This window comes from Adhaeribacter sp. (assembly GCF_057359045.1).
The window spans coordinates 1-19,067 of sequence record NZ_JBMQUD010000043.1 but is presented as its reverse complement, the minus strand read 5'-3'; the positions used below and the strand labels follow the sequence as shown (position 1 = coordinate 19,067).

Genomic DNA, 19,067 nt, shown 5'->3' with positions numbered 1-19,067 from the left:
CCTTAAAAAATATTTCTTTTTTCGGCTCTTCTTACTTCTATATTTAACATACTAAAAGCCAGTTTTAAAGCGCTGGCCAAGGAGGCTTTGGTATTAATATTAGATAAATCGATACCTAAATGCACAATGGTTTGTGCAATTTCGGCCCGGATACCGCTAATAATACACTCAGCACCCATTAAGCGGGTAGCACTTACGGTTTTTATTAAATGCTGCGCTACCAGCGAATCTACGGTAGGTACTCCCGAAATATCCAGAATGGCAATGCGGCTACCGGTTTCTACAATTTGCTGCAGCAGGTTTTCCATTACAATCTGGGTACGGGCGCTATCCAGGGTGCCAATAATAGGCAAAGCCAGAATGCCTTCCCAAACCCTTATTACTGGGGTCGATATTTCACTGATTTCATCGGTTTGCCGCAATATTACTTCTTCCCGACCTTTGATAAAGGTTTCCATGGTAACAATGCTCAGGCTATCGAGTAGGTTATTAATTTCGATTGATTCTTGGTAAAGCGTAGCCAGATCATTTTTCAACTCGTTTTCCAGGGTTTGGTAAAAAGCCTTTTTTAAGCTCATTACATATAAACTGGTTTCGCGCGGGGTAAAACCCTGGCGCGCCCGGGTAATAGATAAATCGCTTACAATATCAATAACCGGTATAAACTGATCAGATTCCAGGTCAAATTCGCCGGAACCCATAGCTTTTAGTAAAGAATCAAGCAATTCGCTTGATTGGGTTCCCAGCTCCTGGTTAGAGATTAAATCATCCCGCAGGGTGCTGTCGCCAAGCTGGTTTGTCATCCAGGCTTCTAATAATTGCTGTTTGTTTCTTCTGAGGAAAGTAGCAGTTGTTGGTTTCATATTTATTTTCAAAATCTTCTTCGGTTTACACTAATACCGGCAATATTGCCTACTAATAAGAGAACACAATACATGTACAGGTAACCAGCCGTTTAAATTGGTTATAAATTATAAGGTTACAGCGGGTCCGTAAAAAGGTAAGAAAGGGAAAATTAGGTGTACTACTGGTGTATTTGCTAAAATTATTCTTGGCCTTACCCGAACAGGTTTAATTGCCCCGTAAAGGTAGAAAAATTAATTTATATGAAAGGTTGGTCCGTGCAAAAGGAAGTTAATTATAAATAATAAATACAAATTCTACGCAACGCTAAATCCTTATTCTGGGAAGTAGAGCGGGTATTTATACCTACGTTTTAAGGCTGCTAAATTGCCGGTCGCTAAATTTATAGCTTGGTTATTCAAACTTCCAGACACGATGAAAAGCGGTAATGCAGGCTTGCTTAATGTCTTCGGGTAAGTCTGTGTTCTGATCGAATTTAAATGATACTTGTCCGCTGGCTGTGCGTAAAGCAAAGTGGTTCCGGAGCCGGTCGTGGGTCTCGGTTTCATTTACGGGCGGGCGGTTTTTAAAATATTGAATATTCTCAGCTTCAATCCGGTCTATTTCATCGGTAAAGGCCTGATTTTTTTGGGCATAATCATCGCCGTAAATATATTCTGCAATATCGGGCATAAGCTTCGTTTAGTTGTGCCCTGTTTTACGTAAGAAGGCTGTTAATATTTACATAAATCTAAAAAATATACGCTATTAAACTTAACGGCTAATATTTTTCCGGCACTTTATAATATTTGCCCGTGACAGGAACTTACAAAAGTCTTTATAATGCCCGGTCTAAATGAACGTACCCGCCGTCTACGTGAATTAACTGGCCGGTGGTATGGCTGGAACGCTCCGATAACAGAAAAGCGGCCGTATTGGCAATTTCTTCGGTAGTGGTCATGCGCTGGCCCAACGGAATTTTGGCAGTAATGGCTTTTAACCTAGCTTCATGATCGGGGAAAGTTTTAATCCAGGATTCGTACAAAGGGGTCCAAGCTTCGGCCACTATAATGGCATTTACCCGAACTTGGTAAGGCAGTAATTCTACGGCCCATTCGCGGGTTAAAGCATGGCGCCCGCCGTTGGCCGCTGCGTACGCCGAGGTACCACCCTGACCGGTTTCGGCGGTTTTAGAGCCAATATTTACAATGCTGCCTTTACTTGCTTTTAAAGCCGGTAAGGCATAGTGCGCCATTAAATAATAGTGTACTAAATTTTTATGCAACGACCCTATAAAGGCCTCATAACTACCATTTTCCAGTCCCACGCCATCGTTTACCCCAGCATTATTTACCAAGCCATCTATTTGGTGGTAGCGGCCCAATACATAATCTACCGCGGCTTTGCTGGCTTCCGGTAAGGTAAGTTCGGCTTCAAACTGATCGGCTTGGCCACCGCTTGCCTGCACCGTAGCCACGGTAGCTAAGTTATCGGCGGCGTTGCGGCCTATAATTATGGGTATAGCTCCTTCATGGGCCAATACTCTTACAATTCCTTCGCCGATACCCTTAGCGCCCCCGGTTACAATGATTACTTTATCTTTTAACCCTAGATCCATAATTTAGTTTGTGCGCCCATTCTGCTTAAAAGTGAAAGAGCAAATAAGAAATTTTTTAGCAAAGTAATTTAAAATGGCAGCACTAATTTTGCCAGATAACCCAAAGGGTATAGGTAAAAAACTTAAAAATGTAGCCGGGTTAAAAAACCATTAAGTACTGTTAATTTACTACTATCATATTCATTCAAAAATTGCCGGTTACTAAGACTATAACCATGTGTCGGTAAACACTACCAGTGTATCAATTAACAAAAATAAAATGTATTTTCTAGTGCCGCTATTCCTTTAAACTAAGCTAATCAGACTTAAATAACTTACTTCATTACTCAGTTTTAGGGTTTATTCAGAACCTGAAGCGCAAACTTTGCCACTGCAAAAACATAGCCGTCTGGCTAAGCAATTTGGTATTTAAATCCAAATACAATTTTAAAAAAGCATAGGGGCATAATAAAAGCGGTGTAATCTTTACGCCGCTTTTACCAACTATCTAAACTTTACTTTTACTTATTAAATGGAAACTAATTCTAAATTGGGCTTACGCATTTTTTGGGGAGCGCATACGGTACAATTTGCCGTACAAGCCTCGGTTTTTGGTTGATTATATAGTATTACCGGAATTTGTTGGTGATACGCATTGGTTTTAGCATAATTACTGCTGACCAAATGTGCTACCAGGTCTTTATTGGGCGCGGCCATAATCAATAAATCTGCTTCATGTATCTGGGCAAACTCGTCTAAACCTTCCAGGTAATCTTCTTCTTCGAGTAAAAAATAGCTTAAACCGGGGTACTCTACACCAGCACAAAGCTTTTTAAGCGCATTTTTATATTTTACTAAATCTGTTCTTTCGGCGCGCTTATACACATGCACCAAATTAAGCGTAGCACCATAAGATGCCGCCAGCGAAATAATATTTTTTAACTGGCCCATGTGCAAGCGGGTAAAATCGGCGGAATATACCAGGCTTTTAAAGGCCGGCATTTCGGCGTGCGGCGGCACCAACATAACCGGAGCTGCCACCTGCTGGTTTATTTCTTTTAATAAGTTTAAGTCTTTGTAGGCCGCAGCTTCTTCGGCAAAAGTTGCCGGCATTAAAATTAAATCTATGTGGTGGTCGTTTACCAAATCGGTAATGGCGCTTACCAACGAACCCGACCGCACCACACATTCGTTGTGCACGACGGTGGCTTTGCCCTTGGGGTAACCTTGTTGTAACCGACCGGCAAAACTGCGCAACCGAAGCAAAGCCCGGCTCTCGGCGGTGGCCGTTAACGCTTCTTCCTGCAAATAATGCAATAGTACCAGTTCAGCCTGGGCATGGGTAGCCAATTTGTTGGCAAACCGCAAAATATTAGCGGCAGCTTCGGTAAAATCGGTAATGACTAAGATATTTTTCATGGCGTTAGCTATTAGTTGGGGGCAGAGATTTAATTTTCTCTGGTAAAACTAGCGCTGCGCCAACTGCCTTCCGAAGACAAACATCAACGGCCTTAATGATATTTATCATAGTTAGTGGTAAGTTATTAGTTGTTAGTAATTAGGGAATAGTTGTGCGCTATGGTTTGTAAGATCAGATAAAAAATATTCATAGTTTTTTCTTTACCTAATCTCTCACCCAAAATAATCAACTCACTTTTACCTAACTGGATTTCGCACTAACAACTAACTACTTTTTATGACAACAAGCCATGGTTACTTTGTGGGTCGTTTCGGCTTGGGCTTTGGGGCTTAAATACGGAATACCCAAATTTAACCCTCGGATTATAAACAGAAAAGCCATTATACAAGCCATATAGGGCACCGCTTTCTTAAAGAAAAACCGGGTTTGGGGCTTTATTAACTTACCCGATAAAGATACGGCCAGCATAAGGGGCAACGTACCTAAACCAAATAAAGCCATGTAGGCCATAGCCAAAGGCAGCGTTTTCATGGCAATAGCACCTGCCAGGGCAATGTACACAAACCCGCACGGCAATAAGCCATTAAGTAAACCTACCGCCAGCATGGCTAATAAATTTTGCTGCTGATAAAAATAAGCAAACTTACGGCGGACCCAGTTAAGGAAATTTTGAATAAAACGGAGCTGACATAAAGGTTGAGCAATTACCCGCGGCATCACCACCAACACCAAAATTAAGGCACCGGCTACAATAGAAACAATTTGCTGTACGCCAATTAATTTTAACGATTGCCCAAATGCCCCCGCTATTAACCCCAGTCCGGCGTAGGTAATTATCCGGCCGCTGTTGTACAAAACCCGGCCGGCCACAAATTTCCAGCCCGAGCCATTGCCCACCGGTAAAGAGATAGCAATAGGGCCGCACATACCCAGGCAGTGAAAACTACCCACCAGCCCCATAATTAATCCTGCCCAAACCATTTTAGTCGAGGGTTATTCTGGTTTCGTAATAAAATTTTTCCGGGCCCTGGGTGTAATTAATTTTTACCCGCCAAAATCCTCTCGCCAGCTTTTCGGTATTAATAATTTGGTTCTGCGACTCGTTTAGTTTAATAGGAATTTGAAAATCCTGGGTGGCATCTGAAGGACGGAAGAACTGAATATTGCCGGCAATTTTACCGGCAGCGCCCGGAATATTAATAATTACCTGGCTGGCTCCGGCTGGTGCGGCTACCGTTACTTCCTGGTTTTGCGCTGCCGTCCGGTTCATTACTTCAATATGGTTTTGATAATCCAGTTCCTGCTGGTAATAATCTTTGCTAACCAAATTAACTTCGGAGCGCATGGCCTGGGTAACAAAAAAAATAATATAGCTCATAAAACAAATAAAGGCACCGGTAATAACGTAGGGTAAAAACCACCCGCTTTTCTTGGAATTGACAATTGGCGTATTCATTGCGATTAAATTCTTGTTAATTAAATTATTTGGCCGGACCCATAAATTTGGTTTTCTCCACGGCTATTAGTTCTCCTTTACTGTACACCCCTACTTCTATTTCGGAATTAATACCTTTTAAATATTGCGGCGGAATTTCGGCCAGGAAAACACCTTCGGTAATATCTTGCTTAGGCAATACCAGGTTATTTTTTACTACCGAAATGGTGCCTTGTGCCGGTTGCATTAGTTTTAAGGTAATCGGCATATCTTCGTTGGTTTTATTTATAACCGAAATATTATAAAGGTTGATGATATTGCCTTTTTCGCTTTTCTGGAATAACATGCCCGGCGTGCGCAAAATGGTAGCATCTACGTTGCTGCGGGTTACCAGCAGGGTAATTAATATGCCCATTAAAACTATTAACACAGCACTATAGCCTTTAATGCGGCCGGTTAATTTCCACTTCTCTCCTTTTTCTATGCCTTCCATGGAATCGTAGCGGATTAAGCCTTGCGGTTTGTTAATCAAATCCATAATGCTGTTGCAGGCATCTATACAGGCGGTGCAGTTAATACACTCTAGTTGGGTACCGTTGCGGATATCGATGCCGGTGGGGCACACCTGCACGCACTGGTGGCAATCAATGCAATCGCCGGCGGTGCGCACCTGGCCTTTCCGTTGTTTTTCGCGGGGCTCGCCCCGTACAAAATCGTAGGCAATAACGGTGGTTTTTTTATCCATCATAACACCCTGCAGGCGGCCGTACGGACAAACTATGGTGCAAACCTGCTCCCGGAAGCTGGCATACACCCAGTAAAATATGCCGGAAAAAACCAGCAAAGTACCTAAACCTACTAAGTGGTTTAGCGGCGAATCGAGCACAATGGCTTTTAACTCGTCTATACCAATAATATAGGCCAAAAAGGTATTGGCAATAATAAAAGCCAGGGCCAGAAAAATAGTGTGCTTAGCGCCTTTCTTTAAGATCTTTTCGGATGTCCAGGGGGATTTGTTTAAGGCTTTTTGCTTATTATAATCGCCTTCGATCCAATATTCTATGCGCCGGAAAACCATTTCCATAAAAATAGTTTGGGGGCAAACCCACCCGCAAAAAACCCGTCCGTAGATTACCGTAAACAAGATAACAAACACGACCAGGGTTAAAAAAGCCATCAGCAGGATAAAGAAATCCTGTGGCCAGAATATTTGTCCGAAAATAATAAACTTACGGGCCGGAAAGTTAAGCATCAGGACCGGCAAGCCGTTTATCTTTAAAAAAGGTACCGAGAAAAGAACGGTAAGCAAGCCGTAGCTTACCAGTTTGCGGGCATTAAAATATTTACCAAGTGGTTTGCGGGGATACAACCACACCCGTTTTCCTTCATTATCTACAGTAGATACCTTGTCGCGGAATTGATCAATATCGGTAGCAACGTGGCTCATTCTCTTTCAGATTTTTGTTTGCCCCGGGTATAAAACCCGAGCACTAGTTGGTTTTTAACACTACAAAAATCTGCATTTGGCTGCCCGATAAACATGACCTCGATCATTATTCCGGCTGATCTTCATCAAAAACGGTTAAGCCATGCTGGTAAAGAACCTAGCGTAATTTAAATTATTTATGTAAGCTTTTCTGTAATGAAACTTAGTCCCAAAATCACTTTATCCGCTATTCTTTGGCAAAGAGGAGAATTGGCTTAAGGTATTCTCCTTATTAAATTGACCTGAAAACGAACACAACATTGTCCGCTTTTAATACACTATTCTAACGGCATTAAGCTTAAAAGTTGCTTGTACGGGCATTATCTGTTCTTTTCCTTATTTGGCAAATCATTTGATTGTCTTTTTAGCAGAATAGTAATCAACTCTCCCTTATTCTGCCGACTATGATTCGCAACTATTTCACCACCGCATTTCGCAACCTCTTTAGAAACAAAGCTTATTCTTTTATCAATATTAGTGGGTTATCGGTGGGTATGCTGGTAGCCATGCTCATTGGGTTATGGCTATGGGATGAACTATCTTTTAATACCTATCATAAAAATTACAAGGCTATTGCCCAGGTGTGGGGTGGAGGTACCAATCCGCAAAGCGCATCCATTGAAGGTACTTTTGACCTGCAGTATCCGGTAGGCCCAATCCTCCAGGAGAATTATCCGCAACATTTTAAGCAGGTAACCCTGGCCTTTGAGCCAGGAAATTACACGGTTACCACCGGCGATAAAAAAATTAGCCAAAAAGGACAATTTATTCAGGATAACGCCCTGGAAATGCTTTCCCTGAAAATGCTGCAAGGCAATTACCAGAGTTTAAAAGATCCTTATTCGGTTATCCTTTCCCAGTCAGCGGCCAAGACTATTTTGGGCAACGAAGACCCCATTGGTAAGCGGTTAAGAATTGACAACCAACTGGAGGTAACCGTAACCGGGGTTTACGAAGATATTCCCCGCAATAACCATTTTAGTGAAATCCAGCTCTTTTTGCCCTGGCCGTTGGTGGTATCTTATGTAGATTATATGAAAGCAAGTGCCACCGACTGGGATAACCGGACCGTTAAGGTGTATGTGCAACTGCAGCCCAACACTACTGTGGCAGCGGCTAATGCCGCTATCAAGAACCTGTATTACTTAAATGTACCAAAGGACTTTTTTAAAACAATGGAAAAGAACAAACCCTTTGTACAGTTGATTCCGATGAGCAGTTGGCACTTATATGCTGAGTTTGAGAATGGAAAGCCGGTTGGCGGACGTATTACTTATGTCTGGCTCTTTGGCATTGTGGGCATATTTGTATTGCTGCTGGCATGTATCAATTTTATAAACTTAAGTACCGCCCGCTCTTCTACCCGGGCCAAAGAAGTGGGCGTCCGGAAAGCCATTGGGGCCGGTAAAGGGCAATTAACTACGCAGTTCTTAAGTGAATCTTATCTGGTGGTGCTGCTGGCATTTGCAATTGCGGTATTGTTGCTCCTGTTCCTCCAAAAGCCTTTTAACCAGTTATCAGATAAAAATATTGCTTTACCTTTTAATAATCCGGTTTTTTGGGCAGTAAGCCTATTGTTTATCATCCTGACCGGCTGTGTGGCGGGTTTGTACCCGGCTTTTTATTTAGCTTCTTTTCAGCCGGTTAAAGTACTAAAGGGCATGGTACAATCGGGGCGTTCGGCTACTTTGCCCCGTAAAGTAATGGTGGTGGTGCAGTTTACGGTTTCGGTCGTATTAATTTCGGGCACGCTGGTGGTGTACCAGCAAATACAGCATGCCCGCAACCGGCCCATTGGCTACAACAAACAGAATTTAATTACCCTGGATATGAGCGACCCGGGCTTTAAAGGAAAACAGAATGTGCTGCAAACCGAACTGATGCGGAGCGGGGTGGTATCGCAAGTGGCCAGTTCTTCCAGCCCCATGACGGCGGTATGGAACGTAACCGGCGGCTACGATTGGTTAGGCAAAGACCCTGACCTGGATGCCGCGTTTGCCAGATGTAAAATAACCCCCGATTATGGCAAAACAGTTGGTTGGGAAGTAGTGTCCGGGCGTGATTTCTCCAGCGCCTTAGCTTCTGATTCAACGGAGGCCATTATGATTAACCAGGCTGCGGTACAGTACATGGGCTTAACCGACCCTATTGGTCAAAAGCTTATTGATGTGGATGAATCCGGCGAAAAGAAATGGACCAAGACCATTATTGGCGTAGTTAAAAACATCGTGATGGAATCGCCCTTCCAGCCCGTACAACCTACCATCTACTACGTGGATGAGGATGCCTTCCGGCTGTTGCATATTAAAATTAACCCGGCGGTAAGTGCCCGGGTGGCTTTGCCCAAAATAGAAGCGATTTTTAAAAATATTGTTCCTTCGGCACTTTTCGATTACCAGTTTGTGGACGAAGAATACGCCCGGAAATTCAGCCAGGAGGAGCGCATTGGTACCTTAGCCGGTATCTTTTCGGTAATTGCTATCTTTATTTCTTGTTTGGGTTTGTTTGGCTTAGCTTCTTTTGTAGCGGAGCAACGCACCAAAGAATTTGGGATTCGCAAAGTACTGGGGGCAAGTGTCGCTAATTTGTGGTACCTGCAAATAAAAGAGTTTGCTATATTAGTGGTTCTGGCTTGTTTAATAGCCATTCCCATCAGCCATTTGGTAATGCAAAGTTGGTTAGCTAAATATGAATACCACACCCAGATTACCCCCTCGTTTTTATTAATTCCTTGTGTGGGCGCTTTGGCCATTACCATCTTAACCGTGAGTTACCAGGCAATAAAGGCTGCTTTAATGAACCCGGTGAAAAGCCTGCGGAGCGAATAGCCTTGATTTAATTTGCTTAACTAAATATTATTTGTAAAATAAACTTAAATAAGAGTGGTATAAAGAGATGAAATAATACCGGGCATGAAAGCCTCAGATTTGAGGCGGTACAAAGAGTTGGAAAAGAAATGCCTGGTTAAAGAAAATGTATACTGCCCTAAATTTTGAGCACCTGCACCTGGAGAAGGGTATCACAAAAAAGGTTAGAGCCCTGGCAGTAAAAGTAATTAACAGAAGTGCTTATGGCGAACTTTAATAAGCTGTTTATATTCTTCTACCTATAAAGCCTAAATTTAGCTTAACATAAATGCACCTAAAGGATTTCAATTAAACTCTAAATTAATCTATCAGGGAATTCTGTTTCATTATAATTCAATCTTAATTCTACAATTAATAGATATTTAAATCTAATGGGCGTTACCAAAACACAAAATTTTACCGAAACCCATAATTAATTGGCCACCTTCACTAAAGCCTGGGGGCACCCGGCCCGCATCGCCATACTGCACTACTAAAACAGCAGCCTTGTATTTGCGGCGACCTGGTAGAAGAACTTCCTTTGGCCCAGGCTACAGCCTAAAAGAACTAAAAGCAGTTGGGCGAATAAAAGGAACCGTAGAAGGCACCAGTGTTTGTTACTGCATTGATAAGCCTGAGATTATATCCTAGTGCGTTTACGGCCTCTGGCGATAATTTCATTATTAATCTTAGCCCAGACTTTGTGCAATGCAAAGCAATTGAACGGGGCGGCAGTTGCGGCACGAATGAAAAAGGCGAGGAATGCTGCACACCCGTAACCGAAAAAAGAAAGTGCAACTAGTAGAATTAACTACTATCGCCGCTAACAACTGCACGCCTGGTTCTGGCTGCTGCTAACTTTCCAATAATCACCATAGAAAATTTAATACCAAAGCATTGGGAAGAGGTAAAGCACATTTATTTGGATGGCATTGCTACCAGACAAGCAACCTTCTTCATAATTTTTGTTTCTAATTTGTAATTTGGCGAAGCACTAACATTAGTGATACAACAAAGCCATTCATTTAAAACAAAAAAGCCGCCTGGCCAAAAGTTTTGACCAGGCGGCTTAAGCAAGTTACGCTGTTTGTACAATAATTCCCTATTTGCCTACCTTCTCCCCTTGCGGTTCTTTGGCGCCGGCGGGGTTAGAACCTTGTAAGCTGAGTATATAACTACTTACTTCCAGAATCTGGTCTTTGGTGAGTTTACCGTTCCAGGCTACCATGCCTTTTTCGGTTACACCAAATTTAATGGTTTTAAATATGGCGTTTACATCCCCCCCGTGCAACCAATATTCATCGGTTAAGTTCGGGCCGATTTTCCCTTCACCTTCCTGGCCGTGGCAAGCCGCACAGTTCTGAATAAAAGCACTTTTACCTTTATCTAAAGCCGCAGCATCGGTTAAGGGTTTAAAGTCTGTTTTTTCGTTAATGCTGCCTTCTTCGGTAGGCGGGTGCAACAAAGCGGCGGTTTGCATTTCGGCTTCGTACTCCTGCTCCTGTAACTTACCGCCCAAAACGTGGAAATTAATCAAGTAAACTACGCCAAAGAAAACAGTTGCGTAAAACAAGTATCGCCACCAAGGAGGTAAATCGTTGTCGAACTCATGAATACCATCGTAATCGTGCCCTTCCATAATAATGTTGGGGTCTTTCTTTACAAAAAGCTGCCCTTCGCCCCGGACCAAGGTTACCAACTTAGCCATAAAAGTATTTTGGTACTCTGGTCGGGCGTATACTTTGGCCAGTAACGGGAATGTCTGGAAAGCAATAATTCCTAAAAAAGCCATTACTACTACAAACAAAAATCCCAAAACCAGGGCTAGTATTAGCGTCAGCGAATCGAGCGATTTTAAGTCGAAAGCCGGTGCTGCAATGGGTTGGGCTGCCACTACCGCTGTTTCGGCGGTGGCCGGCGCTGCCGCTGTTTCGCCGGGTTCTTTCAAGTAAGCCACCAGCGAGGTTAATTGCTCTTCGTTCAGGCTACTTTCAAAAGACGGCATTTGGGTTTTGTTATACTTCTCGAACAAAGCCACCGCTTCTTTATCGCCGGATTGGATAACTTTGGTAGAGTTCTTTACAAAGTTTATAATCCATTCTTCTTTCCGGCGCTCCGTAACCCCTTTCAAGGCCGGCCCCACCACATCGGTTTCTATGCTGTGGCAGGCGGCACAATTATCGGTAAAAACTTTTTTACCGGCGGCCACCTGTTCCTGGGCTACCCCCGGAAAGGATAGTATAAGCGCGGCTCCCAGTAAACTACTGCTGAATAATTTTATAAATGCTTTCATTACTGGTTTAATCTAGGGGTTTCGTTAAACTCATCGTCTTGCTGCAGGGGCAGTTCGCTCATGCTCTTCACCAGATTTTTATCAACCAGAATTACATACAGAATCAGGCCCAGGAAAAACCCGAAGAAGATGGCAAAGGAAATAATGGGGTATATTTCGATGCCGGTTATGGATTGCAGAATATTTTTGTACATGGCTTTTTATTAGTTATAAGTAGTAAGTAATAAGTTGTAAGTTGATTTCGGTTTTAACCAAACTCCTCCCGATTTTACCAGGAGAAGTCTGGCTCAGCAAAAACTTAAACTTACTTTTTATGCTATTTTATTTCTCGGCTACTTCTTCTTTGGCTTTAATGTCGGTACCCAGGCGTTGCAGGTAAGCAATTAAGGCTACAATTTCTTTTTCGGGTTTTACTTCAATGCCTTCTTTCCCTAATTCAGCGGCAATTTCTTTGGCTTGCGTCATCAGATGCTCGTTGGCTTGTTGCTCGTATTGCTCCGAGTAAGGTACGCCCATCCGGCGCATGGCGTGTATTTTATCCGAGGTGTTCGAAATATCCAGGTCTTTCTCGGCTAACCAGGGGTACGGTGGCATAATAGAGCCCGGCGACATAGTGGTTGGGTCGATCATGTGGTTGTAGTGCCAGGAGTGCGGATACTTACCACCTACCCGGTGCACATCCGGACCGGTACGTTTAGAGCCCCACAGGAACGGACGGTCGTACACAAATTCACCGGCTTTAGAATATTCGCCGTAGCGTTCGGTTTCGGAGCGGAACGGACGGACCATCTGGGAGTGACAGTTGTTACAACCTTCTTTAATGTACACGTCGCGGCCCTGTAATTCTAAGGAAGTATAAGGTTTCACGCTGCTAATGGTGGGTACGTTAGACTCAATCAGGAACGTCGGAATCATCTCGATCAAACCACCAATCAGGATGGCAACGGTAGCCCAAACGGCTAACTGAATCGGACGACGCTCTATCCAACGGTGCCAGTGGCCATCTAATTTAGCGCCTTTTGGCAGTTTCTGAATTGGGGCAGCGTGGGCTACTTCGTCGGCTAATAATTCGCCGCTGCGTACGGTTTTATACAGGTTGTAGCCCATAAAGAACGCGCCCAGCAAATACATGGCACCACCAATACCGCGCAGGTAATACATTGGTATAATCTGGAACACGGTTTCCAGGAAGTTAGGGTATTGTAAGGTCCCTTCGGCGGTAAACTGTTTCCACATTAAGCCTTGGGTAAAGCCGGCCCAGTACATTGGGATGGCGTAGAACAAAATACCCAGCGTGCCTAACCAGAAGTGTACATTAGCCAGTTTGGTTGAGTATAATTTGGTTTGGAAAATGCGCGGGATTAACCAGTACAGCACGCCAAAGGTTAAGAAACCGTTCCAACCCAATGTACCTACGTGTACGTGTGCTACAATCCAGTCGGTAAAGTGTGCAATGGCGTTTACGTTTTTCAAAGACAACATGGGGCCTTCAAACACCGCCATACCGTAAGTGGTAATCGCTACCACCATAAATTTCAACACGGGGTTTTCGGCAACTTTGTCCCAGGCACCCCGCAAGGTTAATAAACCGTTAATCATACCACCCCAGCTGGGGGCAATTAACATTACCGAGAATACTACGCCTAAAGATTGCGCCCAGTCGGGTAATGCGGTGTATAATAAGTGGTGCGGACCGGCCCAGATATAAATAAATATTAAAGCCCAAAAGTGAATAATAGATAAGCGATAAGAATATACCGGGCGGTTAGCGGCTTTGGGCAAAAAGTAGTACATCAGGCCCAGGTAAGGCGTGGTTAAAAAGAAAGCCACCGCATTGTGGCCGTACCACCACTGTACCAGCGCATCTTGTACCCCGGCGTAACCCGAATAGCTTTTCAGGAAAGAAACCGGAATCTCGAAAGAGTTAACCAGGTGTAGCACCGCTACGGTTAAAAACGTTGAAATAAAGAACCAAATGGCAACGTACAAATGGCGTTCGCGGCGATTCAGGATGGTACCAAACATGTTCCAGCCAAAAATTACCCAGATTACCGTAATGGCAATATCAATGGGCCATTCCAGCTCGGCGTATTCTTTGGAGGTGGTAAAACCCAGGGGAAGCGTTATAGCAGCCGCCACAATAATTAACTGCCAGCCCCAGAAGTGAATCTGCGAAAGCTTGTCGGAATACATCCGGGTTTTACATAACCGCTGCAGTGCGTAATAAACGCCCATAAAAATACCGTTGCCCACAAACGCAAAAATGGCGGCGTTGGTGTGCAAAGGCCTAATCCGGCCGAAGGTAGTGTATTCGGTGCCCATGTTCATGGCCGGGTTGGCCAACTGGAACGCCACAATAACTCCTACCAGCATGGCCACTAAGCCCCAAATAACGGAGGCAAAGGCAAAGTTCCGGACAATCTTGTTGTCGTAGTAAAAGGAATCCACGGCTGGTGCGTCCGGTGGCGTAACCTTTTTTTCTTTTGGTAAAGTTTCGAGTAACATGCGAGTTTGTTAGTTTTTAACAGCTCAAAATTCGGCAGAATGCCTCTGCAGAAAGATGATGGAGATCATGTTGGGGGCTGATAGTTGTCAGGGGGAGTTTTCTTATATTCCCAATGCCACTTGTAAAATAAAACAGAGGGCAAGGCAATTACTGCAATTTTCATTCTAATTAGTTGAGCTTCCCCCTAAATTCTTTATCTTATGATCTTTGTTTATCTTACTTATAGACAGTTAATAAAATACATAGAATTTATATTTAGCTATTTGCATTTAGAATATGAAGATGACAATATGGAATTATTTTAACCCTGAGCTTTTCCGCTTGATAATTGGTTTTATACTTACATCTATTGTAGGCACTTATTTAGCTACTTTTTTCCAAAAAAAATCTTGGCAAAGGCAAACTAAAATTGATTTATATCGCAAGAAATATGAGGAAGGATCAAAATTCTTGGATGAATTATCAGAATTGATTGGAAGAAGATACTACTTGCTTCAAAGACTTTTATGGGCAATCGAAGATGGAAATATTGAAAAGATAAATAATTTATCTACAGAATACTTTGAGATTGTCACTTATTGGAATACCTGCTACTTTAAGAACAGGAATAAAATACGTCTATTAATAAGTGATGATATGGCAAACTATTTTTTAGATTATGCTGACGATAAAAAACTAGATAAGCCAAAGAGTTTACATTATAAATTTGTTTATGCTCATAGGAAAGTAATGAAGGCACAAAAAGATGTAACACAACTTAACGATGCCTCATCTATAGTGCGGGAACTTAATTGGAAATGTTCTGCTTTCCTTGAACATTTAACAACAGACTTTTCAATAAGAGCTGAAAGACTAAATTTACTTGATGTATCAAATCTTATACCCGTGTCCAAAACAAACTTGTAAAAGAAAAACTTGCAACAAAAACTAAAAAAGTTAAATCAGTATTAAGTATAAGTAAAATCAAAGGTTCAATAAAAATCGCAACGATAATTCAAAATGAGCAAAAGCAGTTTTTCGAAAGAATATTCGCTATTTAGTAAATCTGATGTTTATATCGAGAACTCAGATGTTGTAAGAAAGTGTAAATTTTGTTTTAAATCAGAACCAGATACAACATTTAATAATGTTCCTCATTTAATACCTGAATTGCTCGGCTCGAATGATTTCGTATATTTAAATGAATGTGATTCATGTAATAGCATATTAAGTAAATACGAGAGCCATTTAGCTGTGTTCTTAAGACTTTATTTGACTTTAAACAATATAAAAGGGAAAAAGAAAGTACCTCAGTTTAATTCTAGACAAGATAAAAAAAGTATAAACACTGAAGTTATTTCAATAAATGAAGGAATAAGAGAAATGCATTTCAATGAAAATCTTGATGATTTCGAGATTGATGAAGAAAACAAAAAAATTCATATCACCTTTAGAAAGACTCCATTTACACCCTTAAAGGTATATAAATCAATTGCTAGAATTGGAATAAGCCTACTTCCTAATTCTGAATTAGAAAAATACCAACATGTGTGTGAATGGCTTGGCTTATAAGTGACAATTACAATTCTATCAATTTCTTTCCACATATATTTATAACAACCTTATCTAGGAAGAAATTTAATACGCCTATTGCAAATTTATATAAAGCTAATTACCTAATTAAAAATAATATTGAATACCCAGACCTTACGTTAATTCCAGGAACTGCCAATTTAGTAATTCAACTGTTTATTCCATATTCAACTGAATTTGACAAAATACATAATGGTGAGAGAAATTTGCTAATTAATTGTTTTCCAGCTTTTCTTTGGGATGATTTAGAAAATATGGAAAGAACAAAGATAATAAGTATTGATTTGTCATTAAATGAAAATATCAAACAAAATCAAAAATTAACTTTTTCCTATACGGGAATTATTAAAGACAATTAAAATAATGAGAAAGTTTGTGAAAAACTTCAACAACGGGATATATTTATCCCTGCCTTTCTGGACAAGAACAACAGCAAAAACCACTAAATCTTTTGTAAAGTCGTAGACCGCAGCAAAATTTTGCTCCAAAATTCATGAGCTTAACAGAACAAATAGCGAAGCACTTCCGGGAAGTTTATTTTGGCGGAAACTGGACTTCTGTAAACCTGAAAGATAGTCTGGCCGATGTAGATTGGCAACAAGCCACCACTAAGGTTTATGCTTTAAACACCGTTGCGGGCCTGGTTTTTCATGCCAATTAATTATTATGTAAGTGATATTTTAAGTGTCTTACAGCAATTTATTTTGAGTCATAACTGCGGGGTCCTTACCTTTGAGCGCAAAGCTTATAAAAATGAATATACATTTCGAAATAGCTACCCCTACCCACCTGACTCACCTGCTGGATATGCAAAAAGCGTTTTATGCCATTGATAATTATCCGTTTTCCGAGGAAAAAGCAGCGCCGGTGCTGCAACACTTTTTAACAACACCGGCCCTGGGTACTATTTGGATGATTAAAGAAGAAGATTCAGCTACTTATATTGGCTACGTGGCCTTAACCCTTTGCTACAGTTTTGAGTTTGGCGGCCGCATTGCCTTCCTCGACGAGTTATTTCTAAAAGCCGAGTTCCGGCACCAAGGATTGGGTTCTCAGGTGCTGGCGTACGTATTAGCGCAAGCGCAGCAGTTAGGCTTACGCGTTTTACACCTGGAGGCCGAACGCCACAACCAGGCCGGCAAAGCCCTGTATCACAAATTCGGCTTCCGCGACCACGACCGTCATTTAATGACCAAAATATTACCCGAATAAAATTCCAAAGGATGATTTATCCGATATTCCTTTTCAGCTACCGGCGGGAATGTTAAATCATATATATCTTCTAAACCATCATTTACTTTAAATTTTGACATTGCCAAACCTGTTGTGGCATTCTGAGTTTGCTTACTTTTCCTAGCAGAATATTTTTTGATAATTGGCGGTGGAAAAGGAGCCTTGGGCAGTTTACCGTATTTTTTTTCGGCTATGGCTCTGCTATCAGCTTTATTTAAATTATACTTTTCCTGCTGACCCGATTTAAGAAATAGCACTATCAGGCCTTTACCTTGCCAGCCAATGTTTTTTACCTGCGGGTTCCGGGCTAAAAAATCTTTGTGGTCAGCCGGTAACTGGTCCGGAGATATGGTAGGTGGTTCAAAGGGTTTTACCGCTGCCTTTTTCTGGGTACCAGGGTTAAATTTAACTACATCAACCCTGGGTGGTGCGAGAGCCGGTTTAGGTAATTTGCCATATTTATTTTCTGCGGCTGCTGTTTCGGCTTTGTTTAACAGGCTATAAACTTCTTCGGAACCAGCTTTTAAGGTTATAATTATTAAATCGGGCTTGCCGCCATAGGTTGTCCTATCAAACCGCCACCGCACTTTATCTACTTCCGGGTTTCGGGTTAAAAAAGCTTTATAATCTGCGGGCAACTGATTGGTGCCATAGTCTCCCACGGTTAATCTTTGTGCATTTTCGTAAGCTTGTTTACCGGCTGGGGTGGCAAGATCATACTTTTCCTGCGTGCCATCTTTAAATGTTAGAGTTACTATTTGCTTTTCGCCGGGCTTAATATCAACAATATTTTTTGCATCGATAGCACCAGCCGGATTTTGTCTCTGAGAATAACTGTTTAAATTTTCCTTTGCATCAGCGGGATTGTTAGGACCACTTTTGGGTACTGGAACAGTAATAGGTTCTGAAGTGTTTGTAAGGGTATAAGCCAATAATACAGGTTTATTTATACCATATTTTTTAAAAGCCTCTTCTTTTTCTAATGCGCCTAACGTGCTTAAAGAACTCTGCTTTATCTTTTTATTTACCTCCTCGCCGGTCATTCTATTGCCATCAACAAAAACAATATCCGTCATTTCGTCGGTACTGGCATAACCACCTGCCGCCGAAACAAGGTAAGAATTTCCGTTTACCACCCAATAAGGTTTTTCTGAACCCTTTATTAATGCCTTCAGATCCGTTTCATTTTGCTTACTCTTTTTAAGTTGCTGAAAACGAATTAAAACAGCTTTATAAGTAGGGGCCGTAGAGTTGTTAGTTAAATTAACGGGTGCAGAAAAACTTGACACAAAAGCACCATCTAACCTATTATTTTCTTTAGGTACCACCAGCCCCACAAATTCAACTCTACCCGTTTTTTCTTTTAGTGGGGCAGAATATTCCGAAACAGACTGCATATCGGCGAAGCCGGCTTTTTTTACTTTAATGCTGGTTTTTACGGGGTACGCCGAAACCGGAATTTTCAAGGTGTAATAGCCTCGGCTATCGGTTATACTTTCGGTTTTAGAATATTCATCTACTAACTGCGCGTTGCCTAGAGGTTCAAGGGTTTGGGCGTTTACTACCATTCCGGAGATGGAAATAAATTTCTCTTCAGGCGGCAGAGCGGCATTTTTTTCTTTTACACTCCGGAAGGCGAGTAAGGAAACGGCCAGCAATGGCAGCACCAATAAAAATTTTACCAGGTGGGCCCTGGTACTGGGCATTTTATTCATCATGGCTATTCGTTTTTTTAGTGATAAAAAGCTGAATTGATTCGTTAAGGAAAACTCCGGCGCACCGGTAACTTTAAGGAGTAAATACTGGTATTGCTTTTTATTGATTCCGGACAATACC

16 protein-coding genes and 2 pseudogenes are annotated in these 19,067 nt (G+C 41.9%); 7 read left to right on the top strand and 11 right to left on the bottom strand.

The window, feature by feature from the left end; genetic code table 11:
* Positions 1-2 precede the first annotated feature (2 nt).
* From ACO1R6_RS07375 to ccoG, 7 genes are all read right to left on the bottom strand, one after another.
* A complete protein-coding gene (locus tag ACO1R6_RS07375) occupies positions 3-863 on the bottom strand; it encodes an STAS domain-containing protein (RefSeq protein WP_486263518.1) in 861 nt (286 codons plus the stop codon).
* A 394-nt stretch (positions 864-1,257) separates the two neighbouring features.
* Positions 1,258-1,536, bottom strand: coding sequence for a hypothetical protein (locus ACO1R6_RS07370; protein WP_486263516.1), 279 nt, complete (start codon positions 1,534-1,536; stop codon positions 1,258-1,260).
* Between the two features lie 145 nt (positions 1,537-1,681).
* Positions 1,682-2,461 (bottom strand): L-fucose dehydrogenase, encoded by a 780-nt coding sequence (locus ACO1R6_RS07365; protein WP_486263514.1) that lies wholly within the window; start codon positions 2,459-2,461, stop codon positions 1,682-1,684.
* 507 nt (positions 2,462-2,968) lie between these two features.
* Positions 2,969-3,859, bottom strand: coding sequence for a universal stress protein (locus ACO1R6_RS07360; RefSeq protein WP_486263512.1), 891 nt, complete (start codon positions 3,857-3,859; stop codon positions 2,969-2,971).
* A gap of 268 nt (positions 3,860-4,127) precedes the next feature.
* On the bottom strand, positions 4,128-4,841 hold the full coding sequence (locus ACO1R6_RS07355; protein WP_486263510.1) for a sulfite exporter TauE/SafE family protein: 714 nt from the start codon (positions 4,839-4,841) through the stop codon (positions 4,128-4,130).
* Between the two features lies 1 nt (position 4,842).
* Positions 4,843-5,316 (bottom strand): FixH family protein, encoded by a 474-nt coding sequence (locus tag ACO1R6_RS07350; RefSeq protein WP_486263508.1) that lies wholly within the window; start codon positions 5,314-5,316, stop codon positions 4,843-4,845.
* 25 nt (positions 5,317-5,341) lie between these two features.
* Positions 5,342-6,742 carry a cytochrome c oxidase accessory protein CcoG gene (gene ccoG, locus ACO1R6_RS07345; RefSeq protein ID WP_486263506.1) on the bottom strand — a complete coding sequence of 467 codons (1,401 nt, stop codon included), beginning with the start codon at positions 6,740-6,742 and terminating at the stop codon, positions 5,342-5,344.
* Between the two features lie 443 nt (positions 6,743-7,185).
* Here ccoG and ACO1R6_RS07340 point away from each other — a divergent pair, with 443 nt between their 5' ends.
* Together ACO1R6_RS07340 and ACO1R6_RS07335 are read left to right on the top strand one after the other, a co-directional pair.
* A complete protein-coding gene (locus tag ACO1R6_RS07340) occupies positions 7,186-9,609 on the top strand; it encodes an FtsX-like permease family protein (protein WP_486263504.1) in 2,424 nt (807 codons plus the stop codon).
* Between the two features lie 455 nt (positions 9,610-10,064).
* A pseudogene (locus ACO1R6_RS07335) lies at positions 10,065-10,278 on the top strand (ArsR/SmtB family transcription factor).
* Between the two features lie 451 nt (positions 10,279-10,729).
* Here ACO1R6_RS07335 and ACO1R6_RS07330 read toward each other — a convergent pair.
* The 3 genes from ACO1R6_RS07330 to ccoN all read right to left on the bottom strand — a co-directional run bounded on the left by ACO1R6_RS07330 (position 10,730) and on the right by ccoN (position 14,425).
* Entirely contained in the window at positions 10,730-11,920 is a 1,191-nt protein-coding gene (locus ACO1R6_RS07330) for a c-type cytochrome (RefSeq protein WP_486263502.1), read from the bottom strand.
* Complete coding sequence (locus tag ACO1R6_RS07325) at positions 11,920-12,114, bottom strand: hypothetical protein (RefSeq protein WP_486263500.1); 195 nt, start codon at positions 12,112-12,114, stop codon at positions 11,920-11,922. Before ACO1R6_RS07325 ends, ACO1R6_RS07330 begins: the two co-directional genes overlap by 1 nt.
* A 127-nt stretch (positions 12,115-12,241) precedes the next feature.
* Positions 12,242-14,425, bottom strand: coding sequence for a cytochrome-c oxidase, cbb3-type subunit I (gene ccoN / locus ACO1R6_RS07320; protein WP_486263499.1), 2,184 nt, complete (start codon positions 14,423-14,425; stop codon positions 12,242-12,244).
* Positions 14,426-14,708: 283 nt separating this feature from the next.
* Between ccoN and ACO1R6_RS07315 the strand changes: the two genes are divergently transcribed.
* The 5 genes from ACO1R6_RS07315 (at position 14,709) to ACO1R6_RS07295 (ending at position 17,210) form a co-directional block, all read left to right on the top strand.
* Positions 14,709-15,332 (top strand): hypothetical protein, encoded by a 624-nt coding sequence (locus ACO1R6_RS07315; protein ID WP_486263497.1) that lies wholly within the window; start codon positions 14,709-14,711, stop codon positions 15,330-15,332.
* Positions 15,333-15,425: 93 nt separating this feature from the next.
* On the top strand, positions 15,426-15,977 hold the full coding sequence (locus ACO1R6_RS07310; RefSeq protein ID WP_486263496.1) for a hypothetical protein: 552 nt from the start codon (positions 15,426-15,428) through the stop codon (positions 15,975-15,977).
* Positions 15,962-16,357 carry a hypothetical protein gene (locus ACO1R6_RS07305; protein ID WP_486263494.1) on the top strand — a complete coding sequence of 132 codons (396 nt, stop codon included), beginning with the start codon at positions 15,962-15,964 and terminating at the stop codon, positions 16,355-16,357. Before ACO1R6_RS07310 ends, ACO1R6_RS07305 begins: the two co-directional genes overlap by 16 nt.
* A gap of 134 nt (positions 16,358-16,491) precedes the next feature.
* On the top strand, positions 16,492-16,659 hold the full coding sequence (locus ACO1R6_RS07300; protein ID WP_486263492.1) for a hypothetical protein: 168 nt from the start codon (positions 16,492-16,494) through the stop codon (positions 16,657-16,659).
* 92 nt (positions 16,660-16,751) lie between these two features.
* Positions 16,752-17,210 (top strand): GNAT family N-acetyltransferase, encoded by a 459-nt coding sequence (locus ACO1R6_RS07295; protein ID WP_486263490.1) that lies wholly within the window; start codon positions 16,752-16,754, stop codon positions 17,208-17,210.
* Here the strand turns inward: ACO1R6_RS07295 and ACO1R6_RS07290 are convergent.
* Positions 17,180-19,067, bottom strand: a pseudogene (locus ACO1R6_RS07290) (hypothetical protein); the annotation flags it as partial. The gene ACO1R6_RS07295 and the pseudogene ACO1R6_RS07290 sit on opposite strands and share 31 nt — an antisense overlap.

Coding starts and splice junctions, on each gene's coding strand:
- ccoN (WP_486263499.1), bottom strand. CDS start 14,425: ATGTTACTCGAAACTTTACCAAAAGAAAAAAAGGTTACGCCACCGGAC.
- ACO1R6_RS07325 (WP_486263500.1), bottom strand. CDS start 12,114: ATGTACAAAAATATTCTGCAATCCATAACCGGCATCGAAATATACCCC.
- ACO1R6_RS07310 (WP_486263496.1), top strand. CDS start 15,426: ATGAGCAAAAGCAGTTTTTCGAAAGAATATTCGCTATTTAGTAAATCT.
- ACO1R6_RS07315 (WP_486263497.1), top strand. CDS start 14,709: ATGACAATATGGAATTATTTTAACCCTGAGCTTTTCCGCTTGATAATT.
- ACO1R6_RS07350 (WP_486263508.1), bottom strand. CDS start 5,316: ATGAATACGCCAATTGTCAATTCCAAGAAAAGCGGGTGGTTTTTACCC.
- ACO1R6_RS07375 (WP_486263518.1), bottom strand. CDS start 863: ATGAAACCAACAACTGCTACTTTCCTCAGAAGAAACAAACAGCAATTA.
- ACO1R6_RS07330 (WP_486263502.1), bottom strand. CDS start 11,920: ATGAAAGCATTTATAAAATTATTCAGCAGTAGTTTACTGGGAGCCGCG.
- ccoG (WP_486263506.1), bottom strand. CDS start 6,742: ATGAGCCACGTTGCTACCGATATTGATCAATTCCGCGACAAGGTATCT.
- ACO1R6_RS07355 (WP_486263510.1), bottom strand. CDS start 4,841: ATGGTTTGGGCAGGATTAATTATGGGGCTGGTGGGTAGTTTTCACTGC.
- ACO1R6_RS07340 (WP_486263504.1), top strand. CDS start 7,186: ATGATTCGCAACTATTTCACCACCGCATTTCGCAACCTCTTTAGAAAC.
- ACO1R6_RS07365 (WP_486263514.1), bottom strand. CDS start 2,461: ATGGATCTAGGGTTAAAAGATAAAGTAATCATTGTAACCGGGGGCGCT.
- ACO1R6_RS07300 (WP_486263492.1), top strand. CDS start 16,492: ATGAGCTTAACAGAACAAATAGCGAAGCACTTCCGGGAAGTTTATTTT.
- ACO1R6_RS07370 (WP_486263516.1), bottom strand. CDS start 1,536: ATGCCCGATATTGCAGAATATATTTACGGCGATGATTATGCCCAAAAA.
- ACO1R6_RS07360 (WP_486263512.1), bottom strand. CDS start 3,859: ATGAAAAATATCTTAGTCATTACCGATTTTACCGAAGCTGCCGCTAAT.
- ACO1R6_RS07295 (WP_486263490.1), top strand. CDS start 16,752: ATGAATATACATTTCGAAATAGCTACCCCTACCCACCTGACTCACCTG.
- ACO1R6_RS07305 (WP_486263494.1), top strand. CDS start 15,962: ATGGCTTGGCTTATAAGTGACAATTACAATTCTATCAATTTCTTTCCA.